Here is a 25,805-nt window from a genome sequence, read left to right as displayed (position 1 = left end):
AGCAAACAGAATCATGAGGGATATCACTTTCTTCAACAGGGGAGAATCAGCAGGTGAAGATATCTGAACCCGGACGTTTAAAACCCTCACGAAATCCAGGATTTTTTGATCGGATGTACCACAGGTTTAATTCCCTGGAGATCCGGTTCAAGTTTCTCATCAGCTTTGCCATTATCTTTTTTCTGTCCATGCTGTTCTGCAATTTTTTTATCTATGTCTATGTGCGGGATAACATCGAGGAACAGATCGAAAGCGAGCTGACCAATACCACCCGGATGATCTACAACATGGTCAACACCTCGGTGAATGTCTCCATCAAAAACCACCTGAGGGCAGTGGCGGAAAAAAACCTGGACATTGTCCGCCGCCTTTACGAAAAGGCCAAGGCAGGAGAGATCAGCGAAGAAGAGGCCCAGAAAAGAGCCGCAGACGTGGTCCTCAGCCAGACCATCGGCAGTTCCGGGTATCTCTACTGCCTGGACAGCCAGGGCAAGGTGACGGTCCACCCCAGCACCACCCTGAGCGGTACCAATGTGGCTGATTTCGAGTTTGTCAAACAGATGACCACGGTCCGCCAGGGCTACCTGGAGTATGATTGGAAAAATCCCGAAGAGACCCTGGCCCGTCCCAAGGCCCTTTACATGTCCTATTTTGAACCCTGGGACTGGATCATCTCGGCCAGTGCCTACCGGTCCGAGTTCATCACCCTGGTCAATGTGGAAGATTTCAGGTCGAGTATCATGTCTTTGAAGTTCGGAGAATCCGGGTACGCCTATGTGATCGATAAAGATGCCAATGTCATCATCCATCCCGTTCTCCAGGGGGTCAACATATTTGAAGCCGAGGAACTGCCCAGCGAGCAGATGGCGGACATTCTGGCCCGGAAACGGGGCAAGGCGGTCTATTATTGGAAAAATCCGGGAGAGCCGAAAATCCGGCAGAAACTGGTAATGTTTGATTATATTCCCGAGTACCAGTGGATCGTGGCCTCATCTTCCTACCTGGATGAACTTTACAAGCCCCTTTCCACCATCCGGAACATGATTCTGAGCATTTCTGTTTTGTTTTTCGGGATTATGCTGATTACGACCATTGGCATCAGCCGGACCATTACCACACCCTTAAGGGAACTGATGGCCCGGTTCAATACGGTGACGGCAGGGGACTACTCCGCCCGGATGAAAAGCCGGTTTGATGACGAGGTCGGTCAGTTGACCCGGTACTTTAACCGGTTCATGGATCAGCTGGAAAACACCCATAAGAATCTCCAGGACCAGATCCGGGTCCGGCATATCGTGGAACAGGCAAGAAAGGAGAGTCAGGAGCGGTATTTCCTGCTCATGGAAGCGGCCCCGGATCCTATTGTCAACTACGATGTGGAGGGACGGGTGATCTATATCAATCCGGCCTTCACCCGGGTGTTCGGATGGGACCTGGAAGAGGTGACCGGAAGAAAAATGGATCATTTTGTTCCGGAAAATCACTGGGCCGAAACCCGGGAGATGATCCGGCTGGTCAGCTGCGGGGACGGGATCTTCAACGTGGAGACCCGGCGGTACTCCAAGCAGGGTTCCCTGGTGGATGTGAGCATCTCAGGGGCTGCGGCCCAGGACAGCCAGGGGGACCCTGCCGGCAGCATCATTATCCTCAGGGACATCACAAGGTCCAAGGACCTGGAAAAGCAACTCATGCAGGCCGGGGACCGGGAACGGCTCAACATCGGCCAGGATCTCCACGATGACCTCTGCCCCCATCTGATCGGGGTGGCCGGCCTGGCCGCCGTGCTCAAGACTGATCTGCAGGGCAGACAGGAGCCTTCGGCCGGCCTGGCCGAAAAGATCGGGGAACTCATGGAGGATGCCGTGGAAAAGACCCGGCAGCTGGCCCGGGGCCTCTGCCCGGTCCACCTGGTGGCCCACGGACTCCAGAACGCCCTGGAGGATATCGTCACGGGATTTGCCTATCACCCGGGAGTCCGGTTTGAATGCAAGGCAGACCCGGACGTGGATGTCCTGGACAACAGCCGGGCCACCCATCTCTTTCACATTGCCAGGGAAGCGGTGAATAACGCGGTTAAGCACTCAAAAGCCGGTCTGATCCGAATCTCTTTACAGGTGGAGAACAAGGGGACAGCATCGGAACGGATTCATCTCAAGATTCAGGACAACGGACAGGGCATTGACTGGAACAGAAAGGGCAACGGCATCGGGCTCAGGATCATGGAATACCGGGCCAAAATCATCGATGCCCAGTTTAACATGGATACCGATGCCCGGGGCACAAAGATACATATCTGCCTGGATCAGGCAGTTCAGGAAATCATCCCCGCCATCGGGGGATAGCAATCGGGGAATAACAAGGGAGGGCTCCATGACGGCAAAATCAACACCCCACAGGATTACCATCGTGGACGACCATCCCATCTTCTGCCTGGGCATGACCGAGCTGATCAACAAGGAGCCGGACCTCCTGGTGGCCCGGACCCTGGATACGGCGGACAAGGCCTGGGAAGCCGTTCAAAAGGACCTGCCCGATCTGATCATCGTTGACATTTCCCTTGCCGAGAGCAACGGAATTGACCTGGTGGAGGATATCAGCCGGGAATACCCGGACCTGCCCGTCCTGGTGCTTTCCATGTACGATGATTCCATGTACGCAGAGCGGGCTTTGCTGGCCGGGGCCCGGGGATATGTGATGAAACAGCGGGCCATCAGCCAGGTGGTGGAGGCCATCCGCCAGGTCCTGGCCGGAAACGTATATGCCAGCGACAGGATCAAGGAAAAAATGATCAACCGGATGATCAACCGGAAATCCCCCAAAACCGGTTTCAGCCTGGATGATCTGACCAACCGGGAGCTTGAGGTTTTCCGGCTTATCGGAGAAGGCCTGGATTCCAGGGAAATCGCAAGACGGCTCAACCTGAGCATGAAAACCATCAGCACCCACCGGGAAAACATCAAAGGAAAACTCGGCCTTAAGCATTATACCGAACTGGTGAAAGCCGCAGTCGACTGTGTCCACGAGATGAAAAAATAATCTGCTTCCTGACGGTATAGGTCCTAAGCCTATACCGCCTCAGGCCATCGCCCACATCAATATCAGCTTGGGGCCGATTGCCCCTTACCTCTTTTGTTTTATAAATGATGTCAAGTACTTCCCATTTGTCGTCGTTAATTCAAACAAAAGGAGGAGCCAGCCATGCCGGACAAACTCGTCAATTACGATCTTCTCAGCCCCACCAATTTTCTTGCCAGAAGCGTCACTGTCTTCCCTGACAAGACCGCAGTGGTCTATGGCGGAACATCCTATACCTGGACCCAGTTCCAGGAGCGGGTGTTCCGCCTGGCCAACGCCCTGAAAGCCCGGGGGATAGGGCCCGGAGACAAGGTCGCCTTTGTCTGTCCCAATATTCCTCCCATGCTGGAGGCCCACTATGCCGTCCCCCTGCTGGGGGCAGCCCTGGTCAGCATCAACATCCGCCTGTCCGCCGGGGAAATCTCCTATATCATCAACCATTCCGATGCCAAGGCGGTTGTGGCGGACAATGAATTCGGAAAGGTCGTGGCTCAAATCGTGTCTGAGCTGACCCAGGTGGAGACCTTTGTCAATATCTGCGATATCGACGATTCAACCCCCCTGGACGGTCCGGACTATGAAAGCTTCCTGGCGGAGAGTTCGGCAGACCCCGTGGAACTGGCCATCACCGATGAAAGGGAAATCCTTTCCATCAACTATACATCCGGCACCACCGGCCGTCCCAAGGGAGTGATGTACCACCACAGGGGCGCCTATCTCAATGCCATCGGAGAACAGCTTGAATTTAAGACCCATTCCCAGAGCCGGTACCTCTGGACCCTGCCCATGTTCCACTGCAATGGCTGGTGCTTTACCTGGGGGATCACGGCCATGGGCGCCACCCATGTCTGCCTCAGAAAGGTGGAACCCAGGGAGATTTACCGGATTATCGAGGAAGAGGAAATCACCCATCTCTGCGCCGCACCCACCATCCTCATCGGCATGTCCGTCTATGCCAAGGAGTCCGGGATCAAGCTTTCCCACGGCCTGGAGATCATGACGGCCGGGGCCCCGCCGGCTCCCACGGTGATTCTGAACATGGAGAGCATCGGGGCGAATATCACCCAGACCTACGGCCTTACAGAGGTGTTCGGTCCCCACAGCGTCTGTCAGTGGCAGGAAAAATGGGATGATCTGGAACCCATGGCCAAGGCCGGGATCAAGGCCCGCCAGGGCATCCCCTATATTGTGGCCGAGCATATGGACGTGGTGGATCCCATGACCATGACGCCGGTCCCCAGGGACGGGGCCACCATGGGGGAAATCGTGATGCGGGGCAACAACGTGATGCTGGGGTATTACAAAGATGAGAAAGCCACTGCCGAGGCCTTCCAGGGGGGATGGTTCCACTCCGGGGATCTGGCCGTCATGCACCCGGACAACTATGCCCAGATCATGGACCGGAAAAAGGACATCATCATCAGCGGCGGGGAAAACATCTCCACCGTTGAGATCGAAAACGTCCTCTACACCCATCCCGATGTCCTGGAAGTGGCCGTGATTCCGGTGCCGGACCCCAAATGGGGAGAAGTGCCCAAGGCCTTTATCGTCCCCCACAACGGATGCGAGCCTGATCCGGATAAGATTATCTCCTTTTGCAAGGAGAACCTGGCAAGATTCAAGGCGCCCAAACATATTGAGTTCGGCCCTTTACCCAAGACCGCCACCGGAAAGATCCAGAAGTTCAAGCTCCGGGAAAAGGAGTGGGAAGGCCGCGACAGGATGGTGAATTGACGGGTAGAACGATAATCAATTGGTTACCTACAAATCAATAAGGAGAACATTATGTCCCTGTACAGACGCGTGGATGGTGAAGAACAACCTTTCTGGCCCCTGGGCCCATTTAAGATCCGCCTGCCCTTTATTCATTACCGGTGGGAATGGGTGGAGTTTATCCAGGCCCTGATTCTTTTTGTGGTCAGCCTGGCCATGATTCCCCTTTTGGAGAAGTACCTTGGCCTGCCCTATGAGATTGCCCTGGCCTATGTTTTTATCTGCGGTATCGGTTTTATGATGCCCGCCTTTCTGGGAACCCCCATGGTTCCGGGATGGATTACCCCGGCCATTCCCGTGGTTCTGCTCTACCTTGGGCAGTTTACCCCGGGACCCGAGGCCATAAAGGCCCTGGTGGCGCTCCAGCTTCTGGTGGCCGCCATTTTCCTTTTCCTGGGACTGACCCGGTTAAGTTCCAAGGTCGTGGCCAAGGTGCCGGATTCCATCAAGGCCGGTATCCTCCTGGGTGCCGGGGTTGCCGCCTACATGGGTGAGCTCAAGATGGGGGGCAGAATTCCCAAAACCCCCATTGCCATCGGTCTGGGCAGTCTGGTCTGTTTTTACATGCTCTTTTCCCTTTCCTTCTCCAGGATGAAAACCGAAAACCGTCTGGCAAAACTTCTGGGAAAATACGGGATGGTGCCTGCCATGATCGTGGCCATTGTCATCGGGATGCTGGTCAATGAGTATCCTGTTCCCGATATCCAATGGGGGATTACCATGCCCGCGTTCAGGGAGATGTGGGACTATCTTCCCTTCAGTGTAGGTTTTCCGGATGCGAATATGTTCATGAAAGCCATTCCCACGGCCATCATCGCATATATCATCGCCTTTGGGGACGTAATCGTAGGCACGGTATTGGTCAAGGCCAGCTGTGAAGAGAGCCGGCCTGACGAGCATGTGGATATTGATACGGACCGGATCCATATCGTCACGGGTATCCGGAACGTGATTCATTCCTTTTTCGCCCCTTACCCCGGCCTGGCCGGCCCCATATGGACTGCGGTCACGGCTACCGTGGCAGACCGCTACCGCCAGGGCAGGACCGCCATGGATTCGATGTTCAGCGGTGCAGGCACCTTCTGGATTTCAGGTTTCATTGCCCTGTTCATCCTTCCCCTGGTCAGTTTTTTTAAACCCTTTCTTCCCATCGGTCTTTCCCTGACCATGGTGGTCACGGGTTATCTGTGCATCATCACGGCCTTCAAGCAGATCAAGGAACCCCTGCAATTGGGGGTGGCCGGAACCATGGCCGTGGTCCTTGCCGTTCACGGGGCTGCCTGGGGACTCGGGGTCGGTGTTGTCCTTCATATCTTTTTGGAGAGCCGGCTGAGCATTTCCAAAAACGTGGAGGTGCCTGCTGAAAACTGATGGATAAATTCAGCGGCCGGGCAGGGGATTCTGCCCGGCCGGTGTTGAAATTTCCCGGGATTTTTTACTCATTCTCTCCTGGGTTGGGGGCCGGGGTCTTTTGCAGATTCCGGGCCCCATTTTTTTGGGCCTGGGTTTTTTTGCCCGACAGACCGGTAAGCGGAAGACCCTGTTCTTGAAACTTCCCGATGAAAGAAAGATCTGCACCCGGTTACTTCCAGCAGATTTACCCCTGCTTTTTCTTTCGCGTATCCCTGACCAGATAGGAGTGTCCGGGGCCGCGTTTGAGTTCAAACAGATCAATGGCCTTGAACAGGGAGCTTAAATTTCTATAGCCGTAGTTCCGGCTGTCAAAAGAGGTCTTATTGGATATGTGGGAACCCACCGGACCCAGGGCGGCCCAGCCGTTTTCCTCTTCCGTGGATTCAATGGCCTGGCGCAGCAGGTTGATGAGTTTGGTATCTGACTTGATGTTTTTCGGTTTTTTCTGAACATTCCCGTTCTGTTCCGGCTCCTGGTCCAGGAAGAGGAATTTGGAGCAGGCATTCACGAAAGGCGAGGGCGCCTTGCGTTCTCCGAATCCCAGGACAACCTTGCCCTCGGCCAGGGCCCTTGTGACCATGGGGGTGAAATCGCAGTCCGAGGATACAAAACACATGACATCGATATCTTTGGTATACATCACATCCATGGCATCAATGACAAGGGCAATATCTGAGGCGTTTTTTCCCTTTGTGAGGTCATATTGCTGGATCGGCTGGATCGCATATTCGTGCAGAAGTTCTTCCCAGGGCTTAAGGGTCGGGTTTTTCCAGTTCCCATACGCTTTTCTGATGGTGACGACACCATATTTTGCAACCTCGCTCAGAACGTCTTCAAATTTGCCCGCAGGCGCATTGTCCGCATCGATGAACAAGGCTATTTTTTGTTTGGATTCATCCATGAATCTTGCACCTCTTTTTGGTTTAAAGGGGAAACCCTAACACGGATAAGCATAACCATTCCCCTGCCGGAAATGCAAGGAGAAACTTGGTGCAGGGGCTGGAGATCCATGAATCCGGGCCGGTATTCCTGTTTGGGGCTGTCCCTTCCTTTGCGGCCCGGCCTTGGAAGCTTGGGTTCCGTTCCTGGTTCTAAAAATAGGGATATAACCCCGGAAGGGCAGATTCAAAAGGCAGGGCCCGGTTTTCGGTTTCAGGCAGCAGAGCTGTTTTTTGGGATAGATCCCCGGGGACCTCACCCGGGCCTTCCGGCCGGATGAACCGGTTGCCAAAGGCCTGGATCTGCTCCTTTTCCACGAGGATTCCCGGAAGCTGGGTCTGCCGTTCGATGATCACCTTTTTGTTGGAATTGATCCGGATCTCCTTAAAGGGATTGCGGAAGGAGACAGCGGGTTTGAGGGCCGTACTGCTGTGGGATACCTTCAGGCTCACCCGGGAAAAATCCATCAGCGGCCAGAGGGAGGCATTGAAAAAGAGCTGGTCTCCGGCCTTGGATATTTTCCACAGGCTGTTATCAATATTCCGGGTCAGCAGGTTCTGGAGATTCTCCTGGATATCTTTTGGGCCCCCCATGATGCTCAGGGTCCGGATATGGCCTGTGGGGGTGGCATCTTCATGGCCGGACTTGACCAGGCCGGCGTTCCGTTTCCTGGCCCCGGCTCCCTGGAACTGATGACGGAAGGTAAAGGAGCAGTAATTGACGGGCAGGGAAATGTCCTGTTCCAGGGTGGTTCGGATCAGTTCCAGGGCAGTCAGTTCCGTTTCCAGGACCGTGACCCGGGGCCCGTGGAGAAAGGTGTATCCCCTTTGGATCAGCCGCTCCCTGTTAAAGGCGGTGCACCGGATCTGGTGAAGGTTGAGGTGATTGACACCCAGGTCAGCCAGCCGGGGCATGACCTTTTTCATGGTTTCCAGGTCTTCGGGAACGGCCGGGATTTCAACGGTCACCCGGGGGATAAGGCCCACGGCTTTTTTTAAGGCGTCAAGATGGTAATGGTCGGCGCTGATGTCAAAACGGATTTCGTCAAGACCGTTGTCTTTCAACGCCTTGAGCTTGTTTTCCGTTACCAGGAGTCCGTTGGTATACATCCAGATGTACAGGGAATCGGAGAACCGGGAGCGAAGCACCTTTAAATAGGCCAGGACCCGCTCAAAGGTCATCAGGGGCTCTCCCCCGCTGAAGCTGACTCCCTTGATATTGAAGGCCTTTACATAATCGGCATAATCCCGGGGGGAATCAAAGGTCAGGCTGCTGGTCATGGGAAGCCCTTTTTCCTTCTGGGAAGAGGGGCAGTAAAAACAGGATGCATTGCAGATTCCGTTGATAAAGAGACAGGACCAGTCCCCCTGTCCGCACAGGGCACATCCGGGAGAGATGGAATGGGTATAGAGTTTGGTGCCGTCAAAAAGCCATCCCGGCCCGGCCTGTCCCGGGGCAAAGATCTCTTGGAGAAGGGCTTTCCGTCTGTCTAGGGCCTTGTCCGCCGCTTCCGGGAAGAGCCAGTTCATCCGGTCGTAAGTGTCTGAGTATTCCTCCCGGTTCAGACGGATCCTTTCCGGGATATCGATAAATGGCATGGGATACCTTTTCATTATTTTAACAAACCGTCCTAACTCTGCATAATAGGTGCCAGGCAGACCCCATGACCGGAGATGAAAGAAACAGGCTTTAAATTGAAGGATTTATCCATAAAGAAGGTTTTGCCATTGTCTGAATGGAGGGTCCGCACCTTTCCCAAACCGGAAGTTCCAACTCCCGAATACAAAATTTTGGGAACCCGGATGTCCGGTTTTCAAAGGTTTCAACGCTTTTGCAGGGCAAAATCATCCGAACCGTTCTTCCCCTGTACCGCCCTTTTTTTAGGTAGCTCCGCTTTTTTCCCCCGGATCAAAAGATTTGCCTTTTGGCCTGAAAAATCGTAGACTTAGCTAACATTATTTTTTCAACAAGAATTTCAGCAGGAAAAAAATCGATAGATCTGTTTCAACCGCCGGGGGCTGTATGAAAAGGGCCGAAGGGGAAAAATCAATTCTGGTTTTCACGGATCTGGACGGAACTCTTCTTGATCACTTTACCTATGGCTTTGAAGAGGCCGGGCAGGCCCTTTGTCTTTTAAAGAAAAACCATATCCCGGTGATTATCAACACCAGCAAGACAAAGGCGGAGATTCTCGGAATCAGGAGGGAACTGGGCCTTGAACAAAGCCCTTTCATCGTTGAAAACGGGGGAGGGGTATATTTCCCGAAATCTTTTATTCCAAAAGGGCCTGTTGGGGGTGATCTGGAGTTGAAAGATGATTTTTACCGGCTTGAACTGGGCAGATCCCATGACCGCCTCATGGATTTTTTTGACAGGGTAAAAGAGCGGTACCCGATAACCGGGTTCTCCCGGATGAGACCCGAAAAGATCATGGAGCTGACAGGACTTTCCCGGAAAGAGGTATCAGATGCCCTGGAAAGAGAATTTTCAGAACCCTTTCTGATGGAAAGAGAGGATCTGGCAGATGATTTGAAAAGAACCGCCTTATCCCATGGCCTGGACATCACCCAAGGGGGAAGGTTTTTCCATCTGGTTTCCCGGGGACAGGATAAGGGAAGGGCGCTGGTAAAGACAAAAAAGATCTATGAAAAGATCCGGGGGATCCAGTATGGGACCATCGGCCTGGGGGACGGGAAAAACGATTTTTCAATGCTTGAAAAAAGCGATTTGCCGGTATTGATTCCAACACCCGAGGGCAGGTTTCACAACATTGAAATCCTAAACCATATAAAGGCGACCTGTCCCGGCCCCAGGGGATGGAACAGGATCATAACTCAGATTTTTAAGGGCTGGGAAAAATCGGGTTGATATCGCCTTTTGAAGGATAAATCACAAGGAAAAAGGGGGAATCTGAAATGGGAGATTTTTTTCAGAACGGAACCATCACCACCCTTCAGGATTTTCAAAACAGATCCTATGAAGATCTGGAAAAAGAGATGAAGGAAATGGCCGGGGAGACAAATATGGTCCTGCTCCTCCCGGCCCTTTACTCTGAATTTGAAACCCCGGCAATGGAGAGGATCATCAGTGAACTCAAAGAGGTTTCCTTTCTCTATAAGATCGTTCTGGGCCTGGACAACGCCACCCGGGATCAGTTTGAAACCGTTAAGCGCAAGATGGAAGATATCCCCGGACAGGTGGATATCCTGTTCAACGATGGGGAAAACATGTCCGCCCTCTACGAAGAGATCGCGGATGCCGGATTCTCAAGCATCAAAATCCGGGGCAAGGGAAGAAATGTATGGATGTGTTTAAGCTATATCCTGACAGACCCGGAAGCATATGCCATTGCCGTACATGACTGCGATATTATTGACTATGAAAAGAGCATGCTTGCCAAACTTTTTTATCCGGTGGTCCATCCGGCATTGGACTATGAGTTTAACAAGGGATATTATTCACGGGTGGAAAAAAGACTTGCCGGAAGAGCGACCCGGCTTTTTTTTACCCCCCTTGTCAGAAGCCTCCAGGATGTGGTGGGCACCAATGGCTACCTGGAGTACCTGGACAGTTTCAGGTATGCCCTGTCCGGGGAGTTCGCCATGATCCGGAACCTGGCCAGAAGCATGAGAATTTCACCCACATGGGGGCTTGAGGTCTCCACCCTGAGCGAGGTCTATGAGAATACCTCCATTCACAGGATCTGTCAGACCGAGATCGCAGACAACTACACCCACAAGCACCAGATCCTTTCCGGTTCAGACAGGAATCAGGGCATTCCCAAAATGGCCGGGGATATCGCCCAGACCGTTTTCAGGATCCTCAATCAACAGGGAGTGGTTTTCAGTGAAGCCACTTTTGATTCGGTGATTTCAACCTATGTAAACCGGGCCATTAAGATCATCACAAAGTACAATGCCCTTTCTTTGATCAACGGACTTGAGTATAATCGGGGGGAAGAGATAAAAGCGGTCAAGATCTTTTCCGAGGTATTGGAAGAGGTCTCCTGCGGGTTTATAAAAGACCACCTGGGGATACCCCTGCTTTCGTCCTGGGTAACCGTCCGGGGGGTTCTGCCCCACTTTGTTGACCAGCTCAAGGAGGCTGTCAGAGAGGATAATGAGTTGTAAAACCCCATCCGGAGAAATAAATGGCAGAAAATGAAGTCTATACCAGGATCTATTCGGGAATCGAAGAACTTCCCACCCTTCCGGCTGTCATCCCCAGGCTCCTGCGGGCCTTTGACGACAAAAATCTGAACACCGCCGGCCTGGCGGAGCTGATTTCTTCAGACCCTTCCCTGACATCCAAGATTCTGAAAACGGCAAACTCGGCATACTATGGATTTTCCCAGCAGATCGCCTCCCTGGAGTATGCCGCCGCCCTTTTGGGATTCAACATGGTCAAGTCCCTTGCCCTTTCCATCGGTGTAATGACCAGTCTGCCCGGCGGCAGGGGATCGGCATTTTTTGATCCCGGCAAATTATGGCAGCACAATATTGCGACGGCAAGGGCCATGGAAAAAATCGCCGGGAAAGTGAAGGGGATCAGAGAAGATTCCCCCCTTTTTGTCATCGGCCTGCTCCACGATATCGGAAAACTGGTCCTGGATCAGTTTTTCAACCAAGAGTTTTCGGCTGCCCTTGAACAGGCCAGGACCGATGATTCTGTGGCCCTTCACACCGGCCTGAAAAAAAGGATTGGAATGGATCACAACCAAGTGGCGGCCATGCTGTTCCAGCGGTGGAATTTTCCCGATAATATCAAGATGCCGATCCAGCTCCATCACAGTAAAGAGAGGTTTGATTCCTGTTTCAGCCTGGAAATATCTATTCTGCGCCTGGGCAACTCCATTGCCCGTCAGGCAGATATCGGCAGCGACGGGAATGCGGGATCCCTGCGGATCCGGGATTATGACCTGGAAAATACAGGTCTGGGCAGGGAAGATATGGATGAAATCACCGGGGAGCTGTTGAACGAGAAAGAGGCCATTGCCGCCTTTCTAGGCTGATGCGCACAGCCATGCCGTGTCATAGGGCAGAAGTGTCACGGGCAGGCGGCCCTTGTCGGAAAAGAACTTCTCTTCGCTTACCAGATCGAGCCAGTATTGTTGTTCATAGGCTCCCAGGTCCAGACAGACCTTACAGATGTCGGGTGTGACGTTCACAAGGGCGATGATGATCTGACCGCCGTCCACCGATATCCTTTCCACACCGAATATCTTTGAAGATATATCAAGTATCTTCTGGGATGCATTGGGATGAAAGGCGGTCTGTACCGTCCTGAGCTTGAGAAGGCGGCCCAGTTCCCTGTTGATCCTGGATATCTTGGACAGAGGGTCGGCAAGGGCGGCTGTGATGGCGCTTCTGGAGATATCCCTCCGGTTTATATCCCGGTTGCTCTTTGTCCGGAGCACGGCTTCAATGTCATTCTGGGTGCCGATCAGGCTGTGAAGGTAGATTGCCGGCACCCCTCTGAGGAGCAGGGGAATGACCCTGGAGGCCACAAAGCGTTTGACCTGGAATGCTGTATCCTCATTTTTATCATCCTCCCGGTTGAGGGCACTGTACCATGTGATGTTGATCTCATAGGGTTCTTCCGTCCCGTTTTCTCCTGTCTTAAAAGAGATGAGTCCCCCGTGTTCAAGGGCCCGGTCAGCCAAGCTGCGGATCTGTTTATCCGTTAAGATCTCCTTGGCCGCCATCAGTCCGATGCCGTCATGGGAATCCAGAAAATTGAGAAAATGGGTCTGATCCGAAGGGGGATTCAGCTTGGAGGCCCACCCGGATATGGCTTTGGTATCACCGGTGTAGAAGGTATGCAGGACAAGGGGGGGCAGGGCAAAATTATAAACCATGTGGGCTTCATCAAACCCGTTCCCGAAATAGGAGATATTTTCCTGGTGGGGAACGTTGGTTTCCGTGATCAGGGCGACGCCCGGGGCCACGATATCAAAAAGGTCCCGGAAAAGCCGGATGATCTCATGGGTCTGTTCTAGATGCACGCATCTGGTTCCCGGCTGGGACCAGAGAAAGGTGACCGCATCCAGGCGGAGAATGTCGGCCCCCCGCCGGATGTACCTCAGGAGGATGGAAAGTACCCTGACCAGCACATCCGGGTTTTGATAGTTCAGGTCGATCTGATCGTTTGAAAAGGTCGTCCAGACGTATTTGACACCATCCAGGGTGTAAAATTTTGTCAGGATGTCGCTTGTCCTCGGCCGGAATATCATCTTTCGCTGTTCCGGGGTCAGGTCGTCGTGGCTGTTAAAGGTGATGAAAAATTTTTTATAGTATTTGTCTGAATTCAGAAACTCCCTGAACCATCGGCTGTGGGAAGAGACATGGTTGACAACCCCGTCAAACATGAGCTGGTACTTTTCTTCCAGCTTTTCAATATCGGCCCAGGATCCCAGCCTGGGATCAACGGCCTCAAAATCGGTGACGGCAAAGCCCCGGTCAGAGGAATAGGGGAAAAAGGGCAGGATATGGATGGTGTTTATGGTGCCTTCCAGGTAAGTGTCGCAGAATTCTTCCAAAGCCTGGAGCGGGGATTTTTTCTCACTGTGGATGATGTCACCGTAAGTGATCAGGATAATGTCTTTTTCAGTAAACCTCTGGTCCGGGGTGAGTGTTTTTTCCGTTTCGATCAATTCCCTGGATTTATGGGCCCAGTGAACTTTCAGGATCCTTTCGATTTCAGTAAAATATTCTTTGGCAATTTTTTGGCCGTAGATCCGTTCAAGGTGTTTTTTTATCCTTTTTTTAACCTTGTCACTGAGCCGGAGCAGCTCGGTTTCATAATCGGGCTCGTTCCTGTGTACGGTTTTAACAAAACGGCTCAGGTTGTTTGATCTGGGTCGGTCCATGATACTCGCTTTCCTCTCCAAAAATTGTTGCCCCGGATATTCACCTATTACTAGGAAATATCCGGTCTAATCCAGTTCTGATTCGATCTGATCAAAGATATCTTCAATCTTGTATAAGAACTCGTCTGCCCGGGCCAGGTTACGGTTTGCAATCTGCTCCTCTGTCCGGGCGTAGAGATCCTTTAAGGCTTGTTTATGCCGGGCCAGAACCCGGGAGAACTGCATGCCGTCGTACCGGTAGAGCAGCACGTCGACCTGGCCGGCCAGTTCGTAAAAAGAGGGATTGGCGTCTGCAAGCCCCTTGTCCTGGAGCTTCAGGGCCCGGGCGAGCCTTGGATAATCCCCTTCCAGATCGCTGGTGTATTGGGAGGTTACACGGACGGTTAACTGCATTTTTTTGCTCATGGCTTCTCCTGTTGCAAAATAGAGTCAATTGCCTGGATTTTGGGACCGGACCTTGATCCTTCATTCAAAACCCGAATTAAAACCAGGACCCAAAAGCATTATTCTTGTTTTCCAGTGCCCTCGGGAAAGGTGGTCTATGTCTTGTCTTTAAATTTCAATTCACCCTTTTCTGTGAAATCAAACATGGGCCCCCACGCCACTTCCCAATGATACCCGTCCAAATCGGAAAAGTATCCGCCAAAGCCTCCCCAGGATGTTTCCCGGGGCTCCTTGACAATCCGGGCTCCGGCCGACCGGGCCCGTTCGATTACGGCAAGGACCTCATCCCTGCTGCGGCCATTGTGGGCAAGGGTAATTCCGCTAAACCCCTCCTTTGACGGATGGATTTGAGCAGAGATGTCCCCGGCTAAATTTTCCAGGGGATAAAGGGCAAGCCAGGTGCCGGGCAGTTCTATGAAGACCACCCCTTCATAGGTCAGGTTCAAAGGAGTTTTGAGCACGGATTCATAAAATTTTGCGGCCCTTTTTAAATCGGCGACCCCGAGTGTCAGCATACTGATCCTGGGAATCTTCATGATCTTCTCCAAAGTAAAGATGAATTATTTTTTTAATTTCAGGAAATCTCCGTCAATAATCATCAGTTTGACACCCTTCTTTGTAACCGACCGGTGGGAACTTAATTCGTCGGAAACCACATAGGACATTCCCTGGGTTAAAACCGATTTGGCTCCGTCTTTTTGCTCATTAAGGACTTCCCCCTCCAGGCAGTGAACGATATGGCCTTTTTCGCACCAGTGGTCTGCCTTGTAACCGGGAGAATACTCAACGATTCGGATCCGCAGCCCGTCAAACTGAAGGGTCTGCCAATATGCAACTCCGGTTTCCCCTTTGTGTTCACTCCTGGGGATTTTGCTCCAGTCAATTGTTTGAAACGGGATATTTTTATTCTTCATCTTTTCCTTTGTCTGTCCACGCTCTATTTTTTTAGGTGTGATGGCCGGCTCCAATACTCTATCTTTCCATTGGTTTCCCCGTAGGCCGGGAGTATATTTCGCCTCTTATAAACAAATCGGCCCGCAAAAGGAAAGAGAAACCAAAGCAAAAAAGGGTATCCAATTAAATACCAGAACTTCTGCAGAAAATTAAGTCCGTGGTCCGTCTTTTTCAAAAAAAAGAGATTCGTGTCAAAGGAAAATGGTTTTTCCCTTGACACGCCCCTGCCATATCAGGGACAAACAAGTCTGACAAAAAAATGGAAGTCCCCTGATCAAAAACATCCGCTGTCCTCCGGGCCGGTTACAGATAGAGTAAGATAAAGGGAGCCTGACATTGAGATTCTTGACAATTTTTCTGGTCCTGGCATGGGCATGGGGACAAAATCCAGCGATTTCTTCGGATTTACCATCCAAAAACCGCCCCAAAATCGCCATGATCACCTGGCGGGGAGAAACCCGGGCCGAAGAAGGCTTTGCAGACGGGCTTAGGGGAGACGGATATGAGCCCAGGTTTGTCAAATTTCATTGCAGCCAGGATCTGGACCGCCTGGATCAGGCGCTCAAGGCCCTGGAAAAAGAGAAGCCCGACCTGATCTATGTGTTCGGAACCACGGCAACCAAACAGGTGGTCCAAAAGATCACGGTCTGCCCCATTGTCTTTAATATTGTCACAAGGCCCGTCGAATCGGGAATCATAGCTAACTGGCAGTCATCGGGCAACAACGCCACCGGTGTTTCCAGCATGGTCCCCATCCGGCACCAGATCAAAACCTTTGAAAAAGTGGTCTCCTTTTCCCGCCTCGGGATCATCTATAACCCCCTGGAGCAGAACTCTGTGATCCAGACAAAGATTTTAAGGGAGATTGCCCGTTCCCAGGGCTTTGAGCTGATCGAATTTAAAATCACCGGCAAAAAAGAGGTTTCCCGGGTTCTTAATAATTTAAAAGATCTTGTGGATGCCGTCTATCTTCCTTCGGATTCCATGGTAAAAATACTGGGAAAACAGATCATGGCCCATGTCAATGCCCATAAGATCCCCTCCCTGGCCGCCATGGAGGAGATGGTCCTTACCGACAGCTCCATGATGGGGCTGGTCCCGGATTATTACCGGTTGGGGAGGCTTGCGGCCAGAAAAGCCCATGCCGTTTTCAGGGGGAATCATCCTTCGACTATTCCAGCGGTCACCTCGGACCATTTCAATATCACGGTCAATCTGAAAACCGCCCAAAACATCGGGATCCACATTCCCACGGCCGTTCTGGTCATGGCAGATAAAATCATCCGATAGGGGTCCTTTGCCCGGAGTTTTACAAAGGCCGGGGACCCTGCCATACCAGGGGGCCGAATGTGGCCGAAATCACCGGAACCGTGATTGCCCCGGAAATTTTTCTTGCCCTGCCGGGCGCCTGACCGGCCAAAAAGAGCGGAAGGCGCACACATCCGTCCGTGCGCCTTCCGCTCCGTTAAAAGGGGGGCATGTTTAACCTATTGAAATATAGGCAATATTTATTTTTTCCCTTCCGGCATGAAATCTGCTCTTAGACCATCCAGGGAAGTTTCAGTGCTCTATTTCTAACCGTTGCATTTTAACCATTGTTTAAGGAGGCGGATGATGAAAGCAGAAAGATGGACAAGTTTACACCGGGTTCTCATGGCAGTAATGATCTTTACCCTAGTGGCCACGGTATTGCCTGCAGAGGCGAAAAACTATCGCCTGAAGTTCCAGATGGCCTGGCACACCCAGCATCCCCAGTACAAGGCTTACCAGGAATTCATCAAAATCGTGAAGGAAAAGACAGATGGTCAGCTTAAATTCACGGTTTTCCCCGCCAGCCAGCTCATCGGCAGAAACGAGGCTCTGGACGGACTTAAAAACGGCACCATTGACATGCTGGCCAGCTGCGGCGCCTATTACCACGGCATGGTACCTGAGGGGGATGTAGACTGGCTTCCCTATATCTCCCTGGATAACCGGGAAAAATTCTGGGATTACATGAATAAAACCGGGGAAGGAAAGGAAGGGGAGTTCCACGATATCATTGCCGATTCCTATCTTGAAAAGGCCAATGCCGTATGGCTGACCAATGTGATCTGTGGAAGTTCCGGCATCATCGGCCGGGGGGAAACCGCCTATGATACGGTGGCCTCCCTGAAAAATATCAAGCTGCGGGCCGCAGGCGGGGTAAGTACCCGGGTGGCCAAAGCCTGGGGGGCCTGTCCCGTGACCATGGCCACAGGGGAGATTTATCCGGCCCTTCAGCGGGGAACCGTGGATGCCCTGATCTTTTATGCATACGGCCTTAAGGACTATAAATTTTTTGAGGTGGCCAAGACTTTTTCAAAGCCCCCGGTATTTACCTGGGCCGATGATCTGTGGATCAACCAGCAGGCCTTTGAACGCCTGCCCGAGCATCTTCAGACTGCTCTCAAAGAGGCGGCACACGAGTGGGGACGCTGGGCCAGTGTAACCTATTGGCCCCGGTATGAAGAAGAAAATGAAAAATGGTGCCAGGAGCGGAAGGTGAAATTTGTCACCATGGATCCGGAAAACATCAAAAAGTCCAAGGAAATGCTCAAAGAGGTCTGGGACTGGTATGCCAATGAAAGCCCGGGCTGCAAAAGGCTGGTGGAACTGGCAAAAGAAGAACAGAAAAAATGGTCTGCCGGAATGTAATCATCCCAAAATCTTAACGAGGAGAATGAAATGGATAAAAAGCCATTGGCTCGGCTCATGGAGAAGATATCCGCCCTGGATGAAAAACTGGCCGAAGCCGCCGGATGGATCGTGGTGATCATGATGCTGACCATCAGTTATGACGTGGCCATGCGATATATATTCAATTCCCCCACCACCTGGAGTTTTGAGATCAACCGGTATATGCTCATCATGGTGGTTTTTATCGGAGGGGCCTGGACCCTTCCGGCCGGGGGACATGTCAGCGTGGACATTGCCGTGGAGCGGTGTTCAGAGAAGAAACGGCAGATCCTGGACCTTATCACCTCTGTGATGGCCTCGGCCTATGTCCTGGTTTTCCTGGTTGAATCGACGGTATTTACCTGGGACGCGGTGGCACACAATGTCAAAAGCACTGAATACCTGGCCTGGCCCCTGTGGCCGGTCAGGGCGTTCCTGGTGATCGGCGGTCTGCTGCTCCTGCTGGAATATCTGCTGAGAATCGTCAAAAACGCCGCCGCCCTCTTTGGGGCGGTACCCGACCCGCAACCGGATAACGGATAGGAGGAGATCAATTATGGAATGGTATCTGGTACTATTGATTCTTGTGGGATCCCTGACCCTGTTTTTATTCCTGGGTCTTCCCGTGGCGTTCTCCCTGGGGTTTTTGAGCGTATTGGCTGCCCTGGTGTTCTGGCCGGGGACTTCAGGATTGTACGGGGTGGCCCTGGCCGGGTACGGCCACATGGGGAACTATACCCTGGTCTGTGTGCCGCTTTTTATCCTCATGGCCCAGCTGGTCATGCACAGCCGCATGGGAACCGATTCCTATGAGGTGGCGGACAGGTTCCTGCGGAGGCTGCCGGGAGGTCTCGGCATGACCTCTGCCGTGTTCGGGGCTGTATTCGGGGCCGTGTGCGGGGCCAGTACGGCCGGGACCGCCACCGTGGGCCTGCTTTCTTTGCCGGAGATGATCAAGCGGGAATACCAGGCAGGCATGTCCGGCGCCATTGTGGCCTTTTCCGGGGCATTGTCCATCCTGATTCCCCCAAGTGTCATCCTCATCCTCTACGGTACTCTGGCCAATGAATCCATCGGGGCTCTCTTTGCCGGAGGCATCATCCCCGGCATTCTCATGACCTTTCTTGCCCTGATCTATATTTTCATCCGGGTGATCCTGGATCCCAAGGCAGCCCCCCGGGATGATACCCGGTTTACATGGAAGGAGAAATTTTCCTCCCTGTGGAAGGTCTGGTCCCTTCTTCTGGTGATCCTTGTTCTTTTGTTCACCATCTATACGGGGGTGGCCACCCCCACCGAAGCCAGCGCCATTGCCTGCATGGCGGTTTTTGCCATTGCCCTTGTCAAAAGGAGCCTGGATCTTAAAACCACCCGCAAGGCCCTGATGCATACGGTGCGGACCACGGCCATGATCGGCTGGATCATTATCGGGGCCACCTCATTCGGGTATGTGATCATCTATTCGGGATGCGCGGCAGAACTCACCGACTGGGTGGTTTCCCTGCCCCTGCCCACTACGGCTGTGGTCATCATCCTTATGGCCGGATTCCTTATCATGGGCATGTTCCTGGACCCGGCCGCCATTGTCATGATGACCACCCCCATTGTGCTGCCCATTCTCAACGCCCTGGAAATCAACACCCTCTGGTTCGGCATCCTCATGGCCGTGAACATGTGCGCCGGCAATATTTCGCCGCCCATGGGCCTGAATCTCTATATTGTGAAGGGCCTGATGCCGGACAAGATGAAACTGGGGCAATTGTTCCGGGCCGCAGTCCCCTTTATTGTCCTGGATATCATCACCATCGGGCTGATCATGGCCTTTCCCCAGCTTGTAACCTGGTTGCCCAGCCTGATGGTGTAACCCCAAGACGAACGAGGCATACTCTATGGAAAACGAAAAAGTAATGGATCTTGCCACGGCAGTTGACCGGTTTGTAAAAAACGGATCCCATATCTCCATCGGCGGATTCACTGTGAACCGGAACCCCATGGCTGCCGTGTACGAAATCATCCGGCAGGGGAAAAAGGATCTGCATATGTACGCCCACTCCAACGGTCAGGGTGTGGACGAGCTGGCCGGGGCCGGGTGCCTTTCCCGGCTGGAAATTGCCTATGGCGGAAACGGCCGGTTCGCCCCCACCTGTATCCGGTTCAAAAAAGCGGTTCAGGAGGGCAGGCTTCTGGTGGAAGATTACTCCAATTACCAGATGACCCTGAGATTCCAGGCCGGTGCCATGGGACTGCCTTTTTTACCGGTGAGATCCGGCATGGGAACGGACATCGTGGAAAAATGGGGATTCTCCCGGCAGATGAGGACCCGGGACCCCAGGCTTCCCGATGACAAACTCAAGGTGGTGGATAATCCCTTTCCCGGATGGGCCGGAGCCCGGAGTCTTGTCCTGGTGCCGGCCATCAACCCGGATGTCACCATCATCCATGTGCAGAAGGCGGATACGGAGGGCACCTGCCAGATCAACGGCCTGCCCATGGCAGATGTGGAACAGGCCAAGTCTGCCGCCGCCCTCATCGTAACCTGCGAGGAACTGGTCCTGCCCGATGAAATGAAAAAAGAGTCGGATATGAACCGGATTCCCCATTTTTGTGTGGACGCAGTGGTGCACCAGCCATGGGGCGCCTATCCAACGGCCTGTTACAGGTGCTACGACTATGATCCTGTCTATCTGAACGCCTATAAGAAAAGCGCAGGGGATGACCGGCTCTTTGGTGAATACCTGGATAAGTTCGTCTTTGGGGTGAAAGATCATGCCCAATTCCTGGAACTTATGGGAGGGGAGCGCCTGGACGCGGTCCGGGCAGACCCTGAAACCGGATACGCCGTGAACCTGAAAAGGGCCTGACGCCCGGGTGAGAAGAGGCGGGACAACCGTTACCGGCAAGAATCAAGGAGATAAAATGACAGATTATACCCTCAGGGAGTTGATGACCATTGTGGCGGCCCGGCAGATCAGGGACGGTGAGATCCTGTTCTGCGGCACGGGAATCTCCATGCTGGCCGCCATGGCCGCCAAACATATCAGCGCCCCCAAAAGCGTTATATTTTTTGAAACCGGAGCCATTGATTCCCGGCTGGAGGAGGTCCCCCTGGCCGTGGCCGATCCCAGGGTCATGTACCATACCTCAATGAACGGCACCCTTGGGGATTCCTTTTCCGTGATGCAGAACCGGAAAACCGGCAGGCGGGTGGTGGGGATCATGGGGGCGGCCCAGATTGATATCTTCGGGAATCTGAACTCCACCGTGATCGGGGACTACCATGAGCCTAAGGTGCGGTTTTCCGGCAGCGGCGGGGCCTGTGACGTGGCCTCCTTTGTGGATAAAAGCCTGATCTTCATGCAGCATGAGCCCCGTAAATTCGTAAAAAAACTCGATTACCTGACAAGTCCGGGCTGGCTCTTTGGCCCGGACGACCGGAAAAAGGCCGGTCTTCCCGGATCCGGTCCCTCGGCCGTGATCACCAATATGGCCCTCATGGGCTTTGACCCGGACACGAAAAAAATGTTTCTGGACCGGTACTACCCGGGCATGAGCCCCCAAAAGATCCTGGACCATATGGGCTTTGAGGTGGATGTCTCCAAGGCCGAGGAACTGGCCCCCCCGACCCGGGACGAACTTGCCATTCTAAGGGAAAAATGCGATCCTCAGCGCCTGATCCTGGGTCCCTGAAGGCAATGAGCCTGCCGGACCGGTTTTGAAAGGCCTGGATTAATCCCTGATCTTGAGCCGTTCCAGGCGGCGGTTCAGGGAAAACCGGCTGATGCCCAACCGCCTGCCAGCCTTGGTTTTGTTGCCCTTTGTCTTTTCCAGGGCAGAACAGATCAATCGGGATTCAAACCGGTCCAGGCTGGTTTTCAGATCCTCCCCCGGCTCCGGGTCTTCCTTTTCCAAAGCCGGGAAATCTCGGCCGGTTTCGCTCTTCCTGGAAAATTCCCGGGGAAGGACATCCGGTCCGATCACCTCGGCTTTGGTAAAAATGATGGCCCGTTCAATCAGGTTTCTCAATTCCCGGACATTCCCTTCCCAGGGATGGCGGACCAAAATCTCTTTTACTTCCCGGGAGAGTTTCTTGGGGGCCTGTTTCATCTCGTGGCAGAACTGGGAAAGAAAATAATCGGCCAGCAGCAGGATATCCTCTTTTCTCTCTTTGAGGGGGGGCAGGTTCAGGGTGATGACGTTGAGCCTGTAGTAAAGGTCCTGGCGGAAACCGCCCTCCCGGATGGCCAGGTCAAGATCCTTATTGGTGGCGGCAATCACCCTCACATCCACCTTGATGTCCCGGCAGGAACCCAGCCGCCGGAACTGTTTTTTTTCAAGAAAGCGCAGCAGTTTTGCCTGGGCCGGCATGGGCATGTCCCCGATCTCGTCCAGGAAAACTGTTCCCTTGTCCCCCAGCTCAAACAATCCCTTTTTTGTGTTTTTGGCATCGGTAAAGGCCCCTTTCTCGTGGCCGAACAATTCGCTTTCAATGATCTGTTCCGGAAGAGAGGCACAGTTGATTTCAATGAAGGGGGCCTTGTTCCTCCTGCTTTTATAGTGAATGGCCGAAGCCACAAGCTCCTTTCCCGTTCCGCTCTGGCCGCGGACCAGGACGGTTGTATCCCCTGTACCGGCCAGCATGTCTATTTTTTTGTATACCGCCTTCATCCCTTTGCTCTGGCCCACAAGATCGCAGAACCTGTAAAATTTCCGCTGCTGGTATTTGAGGTATTCATAATCTTTTCTGAAATGCCGGTCATCCAGGGCCTTTTCCACCAGATGCCGGATATCATCCAGTTCAAAGGGTTTGTCCACAAAATTGGCCGCCCCTTTTTTTATGGCATCCACCGTGGTCTGTGTGTCTCCGTAGGCGGTCATGACGATGACGGGGATTTCAGGGTTCCAGGCCAGAATTTTTTCCATGACCGTAATTCCGTTCATCCCGGGCAGCCGGATATCCAGGAGAACCAGTTCCGGTGAAAAATCTTCAAGCCGTTCCAGGGCCTTTTCCCCGGAGTCTGCATGACAGACTTCATACCCTTTGGATTCAAAGGCCATGGCCAGGGAGCGGCTTAAGATGATTTCATCGTCAACGATCAGAATTCTGGCTTTATTCATCATTCTCTTCTCCGGTTTCATTATTGAGGGCAATGGGAAGGAGTAAAAGCACCTGGGTTCCCCGGTCCACCACACTGTCGATGAATATATACCCCTTGTTTTTCTCCAGCAGTTTATGGACAATGGGAAGGCCGAGTCCGGTCCCTTTGGGAGAGGTGGAAAAAAAGGGATTAAAGACCTGGGTTAGGTCTTTTTTGGTTATCCCGTACCCTGTATCCTTGAACCGGATGGCAATAAATTTTTGATCTTCCCTGTCCGAAATATCCATATCCGGTCTGAGCGTACTTTCGTTCTCCTTGAAATTTTCAGCCTGAATGGCAAGGGTGCCCCCCTTTTCCATGGACGTGATGCTGTTGAGCATGAGGTTGAGAAAAATCTGATAAAGCTGCTCTTTGTCGGCCATGACCTCTGACAGGTCCGGGTCGTAATTGCGGGAGACCCGGATATGATGCTTGCCGATCTTTTCCTTGAGCATGTCCACGGCCCTTTCCAGCACCCGGGTAATCTCAATGGCAGCCGGGCGGGGCGGTGACGGCCGGGAAAAGGAGAGAAGATCAGATACGATTTTATTGAGCCGGTTGATTTCGGACAGCACCCCTGAGATGAGAAGCTCTTCTTCGGGAGAACCGGCCTTTTCCGCCAGTACCTGGATGCTGGTCTTCATCCCTGCCAGGGGGTTTCTGATCTCATGGGCCATGCCTGCGGAAAGCTGTCCCAGTGAGGCCAGCTTGTCCACCCTTACCATGAGCTCCTCCATCCGCTTCCGCCGGGTAATATCCCGGATGTCGGCAATGGCCCCGATCAACCCGCCGGACAGGTCGGTGAGCTTGGAGGTGTTGACCTCCACATGGGCCATTTCCCCGCCGGGCCGGACCAGCTCCAGTTCAACGTCGAGCACATCCTTGCCCGAAGCCATGGACTGATTCACGAGTTCAAGGATTTTTTTCACCGGCGGGGTGCCCTTGTTCCCTTCATCGACACCGCATCCCAGCATGGCCTTGGCGCTTTTGTTGATGGAGGAGATCCTGCCGGTTTCATCCACGGTAATAATGCCCGAAGACAGGTTCCTGAAGATATCCTCCTTGAAATTTTTCAGGTCGAGGATCTCTTTCATGCTGGTCTTAAGGGTCCGGGCCATGCGGTTGAACTCTTTGGCCAGGTCTGAAAACTCGTCCCTGGATTTGATGGTTATCTCCTGGTCCAGTCTACCTTTTCCGATTTCTTTGGCCCCTTTGATCAGCTTGCGGATGGGCTGGGTCAGGCCGTTGATAAACAAAAAAGAAACCGGCAGGAAAAGACCGAAGACAATGCCGGTAAAGGTGAGGATCTGGTTTCTGAACCGGTGGATGTCGGCCATGAGTTCAGATTTGAATACGGTGACGCCGATGCTCCAGTTCATCCGCTGGCAGGGAAGGTAGACAATAAACTTTTCCGCATTTTCATAGGTATAATCCCCATACCCTTTCTGCCCGGCCATCATCCGGCAGATATGACTCTTGAACCGCTTATCCCCCTTGAGCACCAGATCTATTTCCAACACCGATCCGGAAGGATAGTCCGGATGAAAGATCAAACGCCCCTTGTTGTGAATCAAAAACGCACATCCTTTTTTGCCGATGCGAAGGCTTGCCACATAGTTTACAAACGCCTCCTGTTTGATATCAAAGGCCAGGATTCCCACTTTTTTGGCGGGATCTTCAAAATCGTAAACGGTTTTTCCCAGAATTACGCCCGAGCCCGGGCGGGACGAGGAAAATTCAAGGTCAGACAAAAAAACCCCGGTTTCAAGGGTCTTCAAAAACCATTTGGTCCGGGAAAAATCAGGGTTTGGCTCTTTGGGATCAGGGACAATGGATAAAATACAATGACCTTTCAGGTCCAGTAGATAGATATTATTATAGTAGTTGTTTTTTTTGCTGTAACTCTCCAAAAGCCTCTGGGCCGTGTTCAACCGCTGGTTGAACTCGTACTGGAGAAAGGCCAGCTGGACAAAGGGGGAATTGGACAGAAGCTGGATGTCTTTAAGGACCACATCAAAGAAATGATCCACCTGTTCGGCGGTTTTCCCGGCCACGTTGTCCAGCTGCTGCCGGGTCTGGACCATGAGTGCATTGGCCGCACTATGATATGAAATCGTCCCAACGACCAGGAGGGGAACCCCTCCGAGAATGATGAGGATGCAGATCAACTTGGTTCGTATGCTTGAAAAAAGCACTGGATATCTCCTTATTGGGACAATTCAACAATTCCCCCTTTCAGACCGTATCTGGTTTTTTAATCTGGTATTGCAAATCTAATGCCGTTTCTTTATGGCAAGTTTATCATTCCCGGTAAACCTTTTTTATCGGGGAGGACACAGGAATATTGGCCCTCTCCCGGGCCGGGGACCGGTTTTTAGCAAAGGATTTTATTTAAAAAAGGTGCGCATTCCGCACGCCCGGTCCCGAAAAATAAAATGTACCCCTTTTTTCGCCTCCCCCTGAGCCGGCACCCCAAAAGCTGGACACAGGAAGAAATATACTTTAAA

General features: G+C 52.7%; 21 protein-coding genes. 13 read left to right on the top strand and 8 right to left on the bottom strand.

The genetic code is table 11. The annotated features are described in order from the left end of the window. Positions 1-113: 113 nt before the first annotated feature. The 4 genes from F608_RS35570 (at position 114) to F608_RS0103880 (ending at position 6,219) form a co-directional block, all read left to right on the top strand. A complete protein-coding gene (locus tag F608_RS35570) occupies positions 114-2,342 on the top strand; it encodes a cache domain-containing protein (protein WP_022664307.1) in 2,229 nt (742 codons plus the stop codon). A 28-nt stretch (positions 2,343-2,370) separates the two neighbouring features. Continuing rightward, the gene (locus F608_RS0103890) at positions 2,371-3,036 is read left to right on the top strand and encodes a response regulator transcription factor (RefSeq protein ID WP_022664306.1); all 666 of its coding nucleotides are present in this window, start codon (positions 2,371-2,373) and stop codon (positions 3,034-3,036) included. Positions 3,037-3,198: 162 nt separating this feature from the next. Beyond that, positions 3,199-4,809 (top strand): acyl--CoA ligase family protein, encoded by a 1,611-nt coding sequence (locus tag F608_RS0103885; RefSeq protein WP_022664305.1) that lies wholly within the window; start codon positions 3,199-3,201, stop codon positions 4,807-4,809. A 51-nt stretch (positions 4,810-4,860) separates the two neighbouring features. After that, positions 4,861-6,219 (top strand): SulP family inorganic anion transporter, encoded by a 1,359-nt coding sequence (locus F608_RS0103880; RefSeq protein ID WP_022664304.1) that lies wholly within the window; start codon positions 4,861-4,863, stop codon positions 6,217-6,219. A gap of 226 nt (positions 6,220-6,445) precedes the next feature. Here the strand turns inward: F608_RS0103880 and F608_RS0103870 are convergent, their stop codons facing one another. Together F608_RS0103870 and F608_RS30620 are read right to left on the bottom strand one after the other, a co-directional pair. Continuing rightward, positions 6,446-7,162, bottom strand: coding sequence for an NYN domain-containing protein (locus tag F608_RS0103870; protein ID WP_022664302.1), 717 nt, complete (start codon positions 7,160-7,162; stop codon positions 6,446-6,448). 190 nt (positions 7,163-7,352) lie between these two features. Further along, the gene (locus tag F608_RS30620) at positions 7,353-8,798 is read right to left on the bottom strand and encodes a radical SAM protein (protein WP_084681089.1); all 1,446 of its coding nucleotides are present in this window, start codon (positions 8,796-8,798) and stop codon (positions 7,353-7,355) included. Between the two features lie 424 nt (positions 8,799-9,222). Here F608_RS30620 and F608_RS0103850 point away from each other — a divergent pair, with 424 nt between their 5' ends. The 3 genes from F608_RS0103850 to F608_RS34370 are packed head-to-tail and all read left to right on the top strand — an operon-like array spanning position 9,223 to position 12,211. Beyond that, complete coding sequence (locus tag F608_RS0103850; RefSeq protein ID WP_022664298.1) at positions 9,223-10,068, top strand: HAD-IIB family hydrolase; 846 nt, start codon at positions 9,223-9,225, stop codon at positions 10,066-10,068. Between the two features lie 47 nt (positions 10,069-10,115). After that, positions 10,116-11,330, top strand: coding sequence for a glycosyltransferase family protein (locus tag F608_RS0103845; RefSeq protein WP_022664297.1), 1,215 nt, complete (start codon positions 10,116-10,118; stop codon positions 11,328-11,330). A gap of 20 nt (positions 11,331-11,350) precedes the next feature. Continuing rightward, positions 11,351-12,211, top strand: a complete 861-nt coding sequence (locus F608_RS34370; RefSeq protein WP_022664296.1) for an HDOD domain-containing protein — start codon at positions 11,351-11,353, stop codon at positions 12,209-12,211. On the opposite strand, the gene F608_RS0103835 is transcribed toward F608_RS34370, so the two are convergent. The 4 genes from F608_RS0103835 to F608_RS0103820 form a co-directional block, all read right to left on the bottom strand. Next, positions 12,203-14,068, bottom strand: coding sequence for an alpha-amylase family glycosyl hydrolase (locus tag F608_RS0103835; RefSeq protein WP_022664295.1), 1,866 nt, complete (start codon positions 14,066-14,068; stop codon positions 12,203-12,205). The genes F608_RS34370 and F608_RS0103835 overlap by 9 nt on opposite strands. Positions 14,069-14,134: 66 nt before the next feature. After that, entirely contained in the window at positions 14,135-14,473 is a 339-nt protein-coding gene (locus F608_RS0103830; protein WP_022664294.1) for a hypothetical protein, read from the bottom strand. 134 nt (positions 14,474-14,607) lie between these two features. After that, positions 14,608-15,048: a VOC family protein gene (locus F608_RS0103825; RefSeq protein WP_022664293.1), complete on the bottom strand. Its 441-nt coding sequence runs from the start codon at positions 15,046-15,048 to the stop codon at positions 14,608-14,610. A 24-nt stretch (positions 15,049-15,072) separates the two neighbouring features. Further along, a complete protein-coding gene (locus F608_RS0103820) occupies positions 15,073-15,426 on the bottom strand; it encodes a DHCW motif cupin fold protein (protein WP_022664292.1) in 354 nt (117 codons plus the stop codon). A 376-nt stretch (positions 15,427-15,802) separates the two neighbouring features. Between F608_RS0103820 and F608_RS0103810 the strand changes: the two genes are divergently transcribed. The 6 genes from F608_RS0103810 (at position 15,803) to F608_RS0103780 (ending at position 21,850) form a co-directional block, all read left to right on the top strand. Further along, the gene (locus F608_RS0103810) at positions 15,803-16,756 is read left to right on the top strand and encodes an ABC transporter substrate-binding protein (protein WP_153307441.1); all 954 of its coding nucleotides are present in this window, start codon (positions 15,803-15,805) and stop codon (positions 16,754-16,756) included. Between the two features lie 321 nt (positions 16,757-17,077). Beyond that, a complete protein-coding gene (locus F608_RS0103800) occupies positions 17,078-18,142 on the top strand; it encodes a TRAP transporter substrate-binding protein (protein WP_084680969.1) in 1,065 nt (354 codons plus the stop codon). Positions 18,143-18,172: 30 nt separating this feature from the next. Beyond that, entirely contained in the window at positions 18,173-18,706 is a 534-nt protein-coding gene (locus tag F608_RS0103795) for a TRAP transporter small permease subunit (RefSeq protein WP_022664287.1), read from the top strand. Positions 18,707-18,719: 13 nt separating this feature from the next. Then, positions 18,720-20,027 (top strand): TRAP transporter large permease, encoded by a 1,308-nt coding sequence (locus F608_RS0103790; RefSeq protein ID WP_022664286.1) that lies wholly within the window; start codon positions 18,720-18,722, stop codon positions 20,025-20,027. 25 nt (positions 20,028-20,052) lie between these two features. After that, positions 20,053-21,024 (top strand): CoA transferase subunit A, encoded by a 972-nt coding sequence (locus F608_RS0103785; protein ID WP_022664285.1) that lies wholly within the window; start codon positions 20,053-20,055, stop codon positions 21,022-21,024. A 55-nt stretch (positions 21,025-21,079) separates the two neighbouring features. After that, positions 21,080-21,850, top strand: coding sequence for a CoA-transferase subunit beta (locus F608_RS0103780; protein WP_022664284.1), 771 nt, complete (start codon positions 21,080-21,082; stop codon positions 21,848-21,850). 39 nt (positions 21,851-21,889) lie between these two features. On the opposite strand, the gene F608_RS0103775 is transcribed toward F608_RS0103780, so the two are convergent. After that, positions 21,890-23,281, bottom strand: a complete 1,392-nt coding sequence (locus tag F608_RS0103775; protein WP_022664283.1) for a sigma-54-dependent transcriptional regulator — start codon at positions 23,279-23,281, stop codon at positions 21,890-21,892. Further along, positions 23,271-25,493, bottom strand: a complete 2,223-nt coding sequence (locus F608_RS0103770) for a PAS domain-containing sensor histidine kinase (RefSeq protein ID WP_153307440.1) — start codon at positions 25,491-25,493, stop codon at positions 23,271-23,273. Before F608_RS0103770 ends, F608_RS0103775 begins: the two co-directional genes overlap by 11 nt. Between the last annotated feature and the right edge of the window lie 312 nt (positions 25,494-25,805).

The organism is Desulfospira joergensenii DSM 10085 (assembly GCF_000420085.1).
Lineage (GTDB): Bacteria > Desulfobacterota > Desulfobacteria > Desulfobacterales > Desulfobacteraceae > Desulfospira > Desulfospira joergensenii.
The sequence above is the reverse complement of the archived record's forward strand: the minus strand, read 5'-3'. Positions and strand labels throughout refer to the sequence as shown.

Excerpts from the sequence above, each read along its gene's own strand:
- F608_RS35570 (WP_022664307.1), top strand. The coding sequence starts at position 114 with ATGTACCACAGGTTTAATTCCCTGGAGATCCGGTTCAAGTTTCTCATC.
- F608_RS0103890 (WP_022664306.1), top strand. The coding sequence starts at position 2,371 with ATGACGGCAAAATCAACACCCCACAGGATTACCATCGTGGACGACCAT.
- F608_RS0103885 (WP_022664305.1), top strand. The coding sequence starts at position 3,199 with ATGCCGGACAAACTCGTCAATTACGATCTTCTCAGCCCCACCAATTTT.
- F608_RS0103880 (WP_022664304.1), top strand. The coding sequence starts at position 4,861 with ATGTCCCTGTACAGACGCGTGGATGGTGAAGAACAACCTTTCTGGCCC.
- F608_RS0103870 (WP_022664302.1), bottom strand. The coding sequence starts at position 7,162 with ATGGATGAATCCAAACAAAAAATAGCCTTGTTCATCGATGCGGACAAT.
- F608_RS30620 (WP_084681089.1), bottom strand. The coding sequence starts at position 8,798 with ATGCCATTTATCGATATCCCGGAAAGGATCCGTCTGAACCGGGAGGAA.
- F608_RS0103850 (WP_022664298.1), top strand. The coding sequence starts at position 9,223 with ATGAAAAGGGCCGAAGGGGAAAAATCAATTCTGGTTTTCACGGATCTG.
- F608_RS0103845 (WP_022664297.1), top strand. The coding sequence starts at position 10,116 with ATGGGAGATTTTTTTCAGAACGGAACCATCACCACCCTTCAGGATTTT.
- F608_RS34370 (WP_022664296.1), top strand. The coding sequence starts at position 11,351 with ATGGCAGAAAATGAAGTCTATACCAGGATCTATTCGGGAATCGAAGAA.
- F608_RS0103835 (WP_022664295.1), bottom strand. The coding sequence starts at position 14,068 with ATGGACCGACCCAGATCAAACAACCTGAGCCGTTTTGTTAAAACCGTA.
- F608_RS0103830 (WP_022664294.1), bottom strand. The coding sequence starts at position 14,473 with ATGAGCAAAAAAATGCAGTTAACCGTCCGTGTAACCTCCCAATACACC.
- F608_RS0103825 (WP_022664293.1), bottom strand. The coding sequence starts at position 15,048 with ATGAAGATTCCCAGGATCAGTATGCTGACACTCGGGGTCGCCGATTTA.
- F608_RS0103820 (WP_022664292.1), bottom strand. The coding sequence starts at position 15,426 with ATGAAGAATAAAAATATCCCGTTTCAAACAATTGACTGGAGCAAAATC.
- F608_RS0103800 (WP_084680969.1), top strand. The coding sequence starts at position 17,078 with ATGATGAAAGCAGAAAGATGGACAAGTTTACACCGGGTTCTCATGGCA.
- F608_RS0103795 (WP_022664287.1), top strand. The coding sequence starts at position 18,173 with ATGGATAAAAAGCCATTGGCTCGGCTCATGGAGAAGATATCCGCCCTG.
- F608_RS0103790 (WP_022664286.1), top strand. The coding sequence starts at position 18,720 with ATGGAATGGTATCTGGTACTATTGATTCTTGTGGGATCCCTGACCCTG.
- F608_RS0103785 (WP_022664285.1), top strand. The coding sequence starts at position 20,053 with ATGGAAAACGAAAAAGTAATGGATCTTGCCACGGCAGTTGACCGGTTT.
- F608_RS0103780 (WP_022664284.1), top strand. The coding sequence starts at position 21,080 with ATGACAGATTATACCCTCAGGGAGTTGATGACCATTGTGGCGGCCCGG.
- F608_RS0103775 (WP_022664283.1), bottom strand. The coding sequence starts at position 23,281 with ATGATGAATAAAGCCAGAATTCTGATCGTTGACGATGAAATCATCTTA.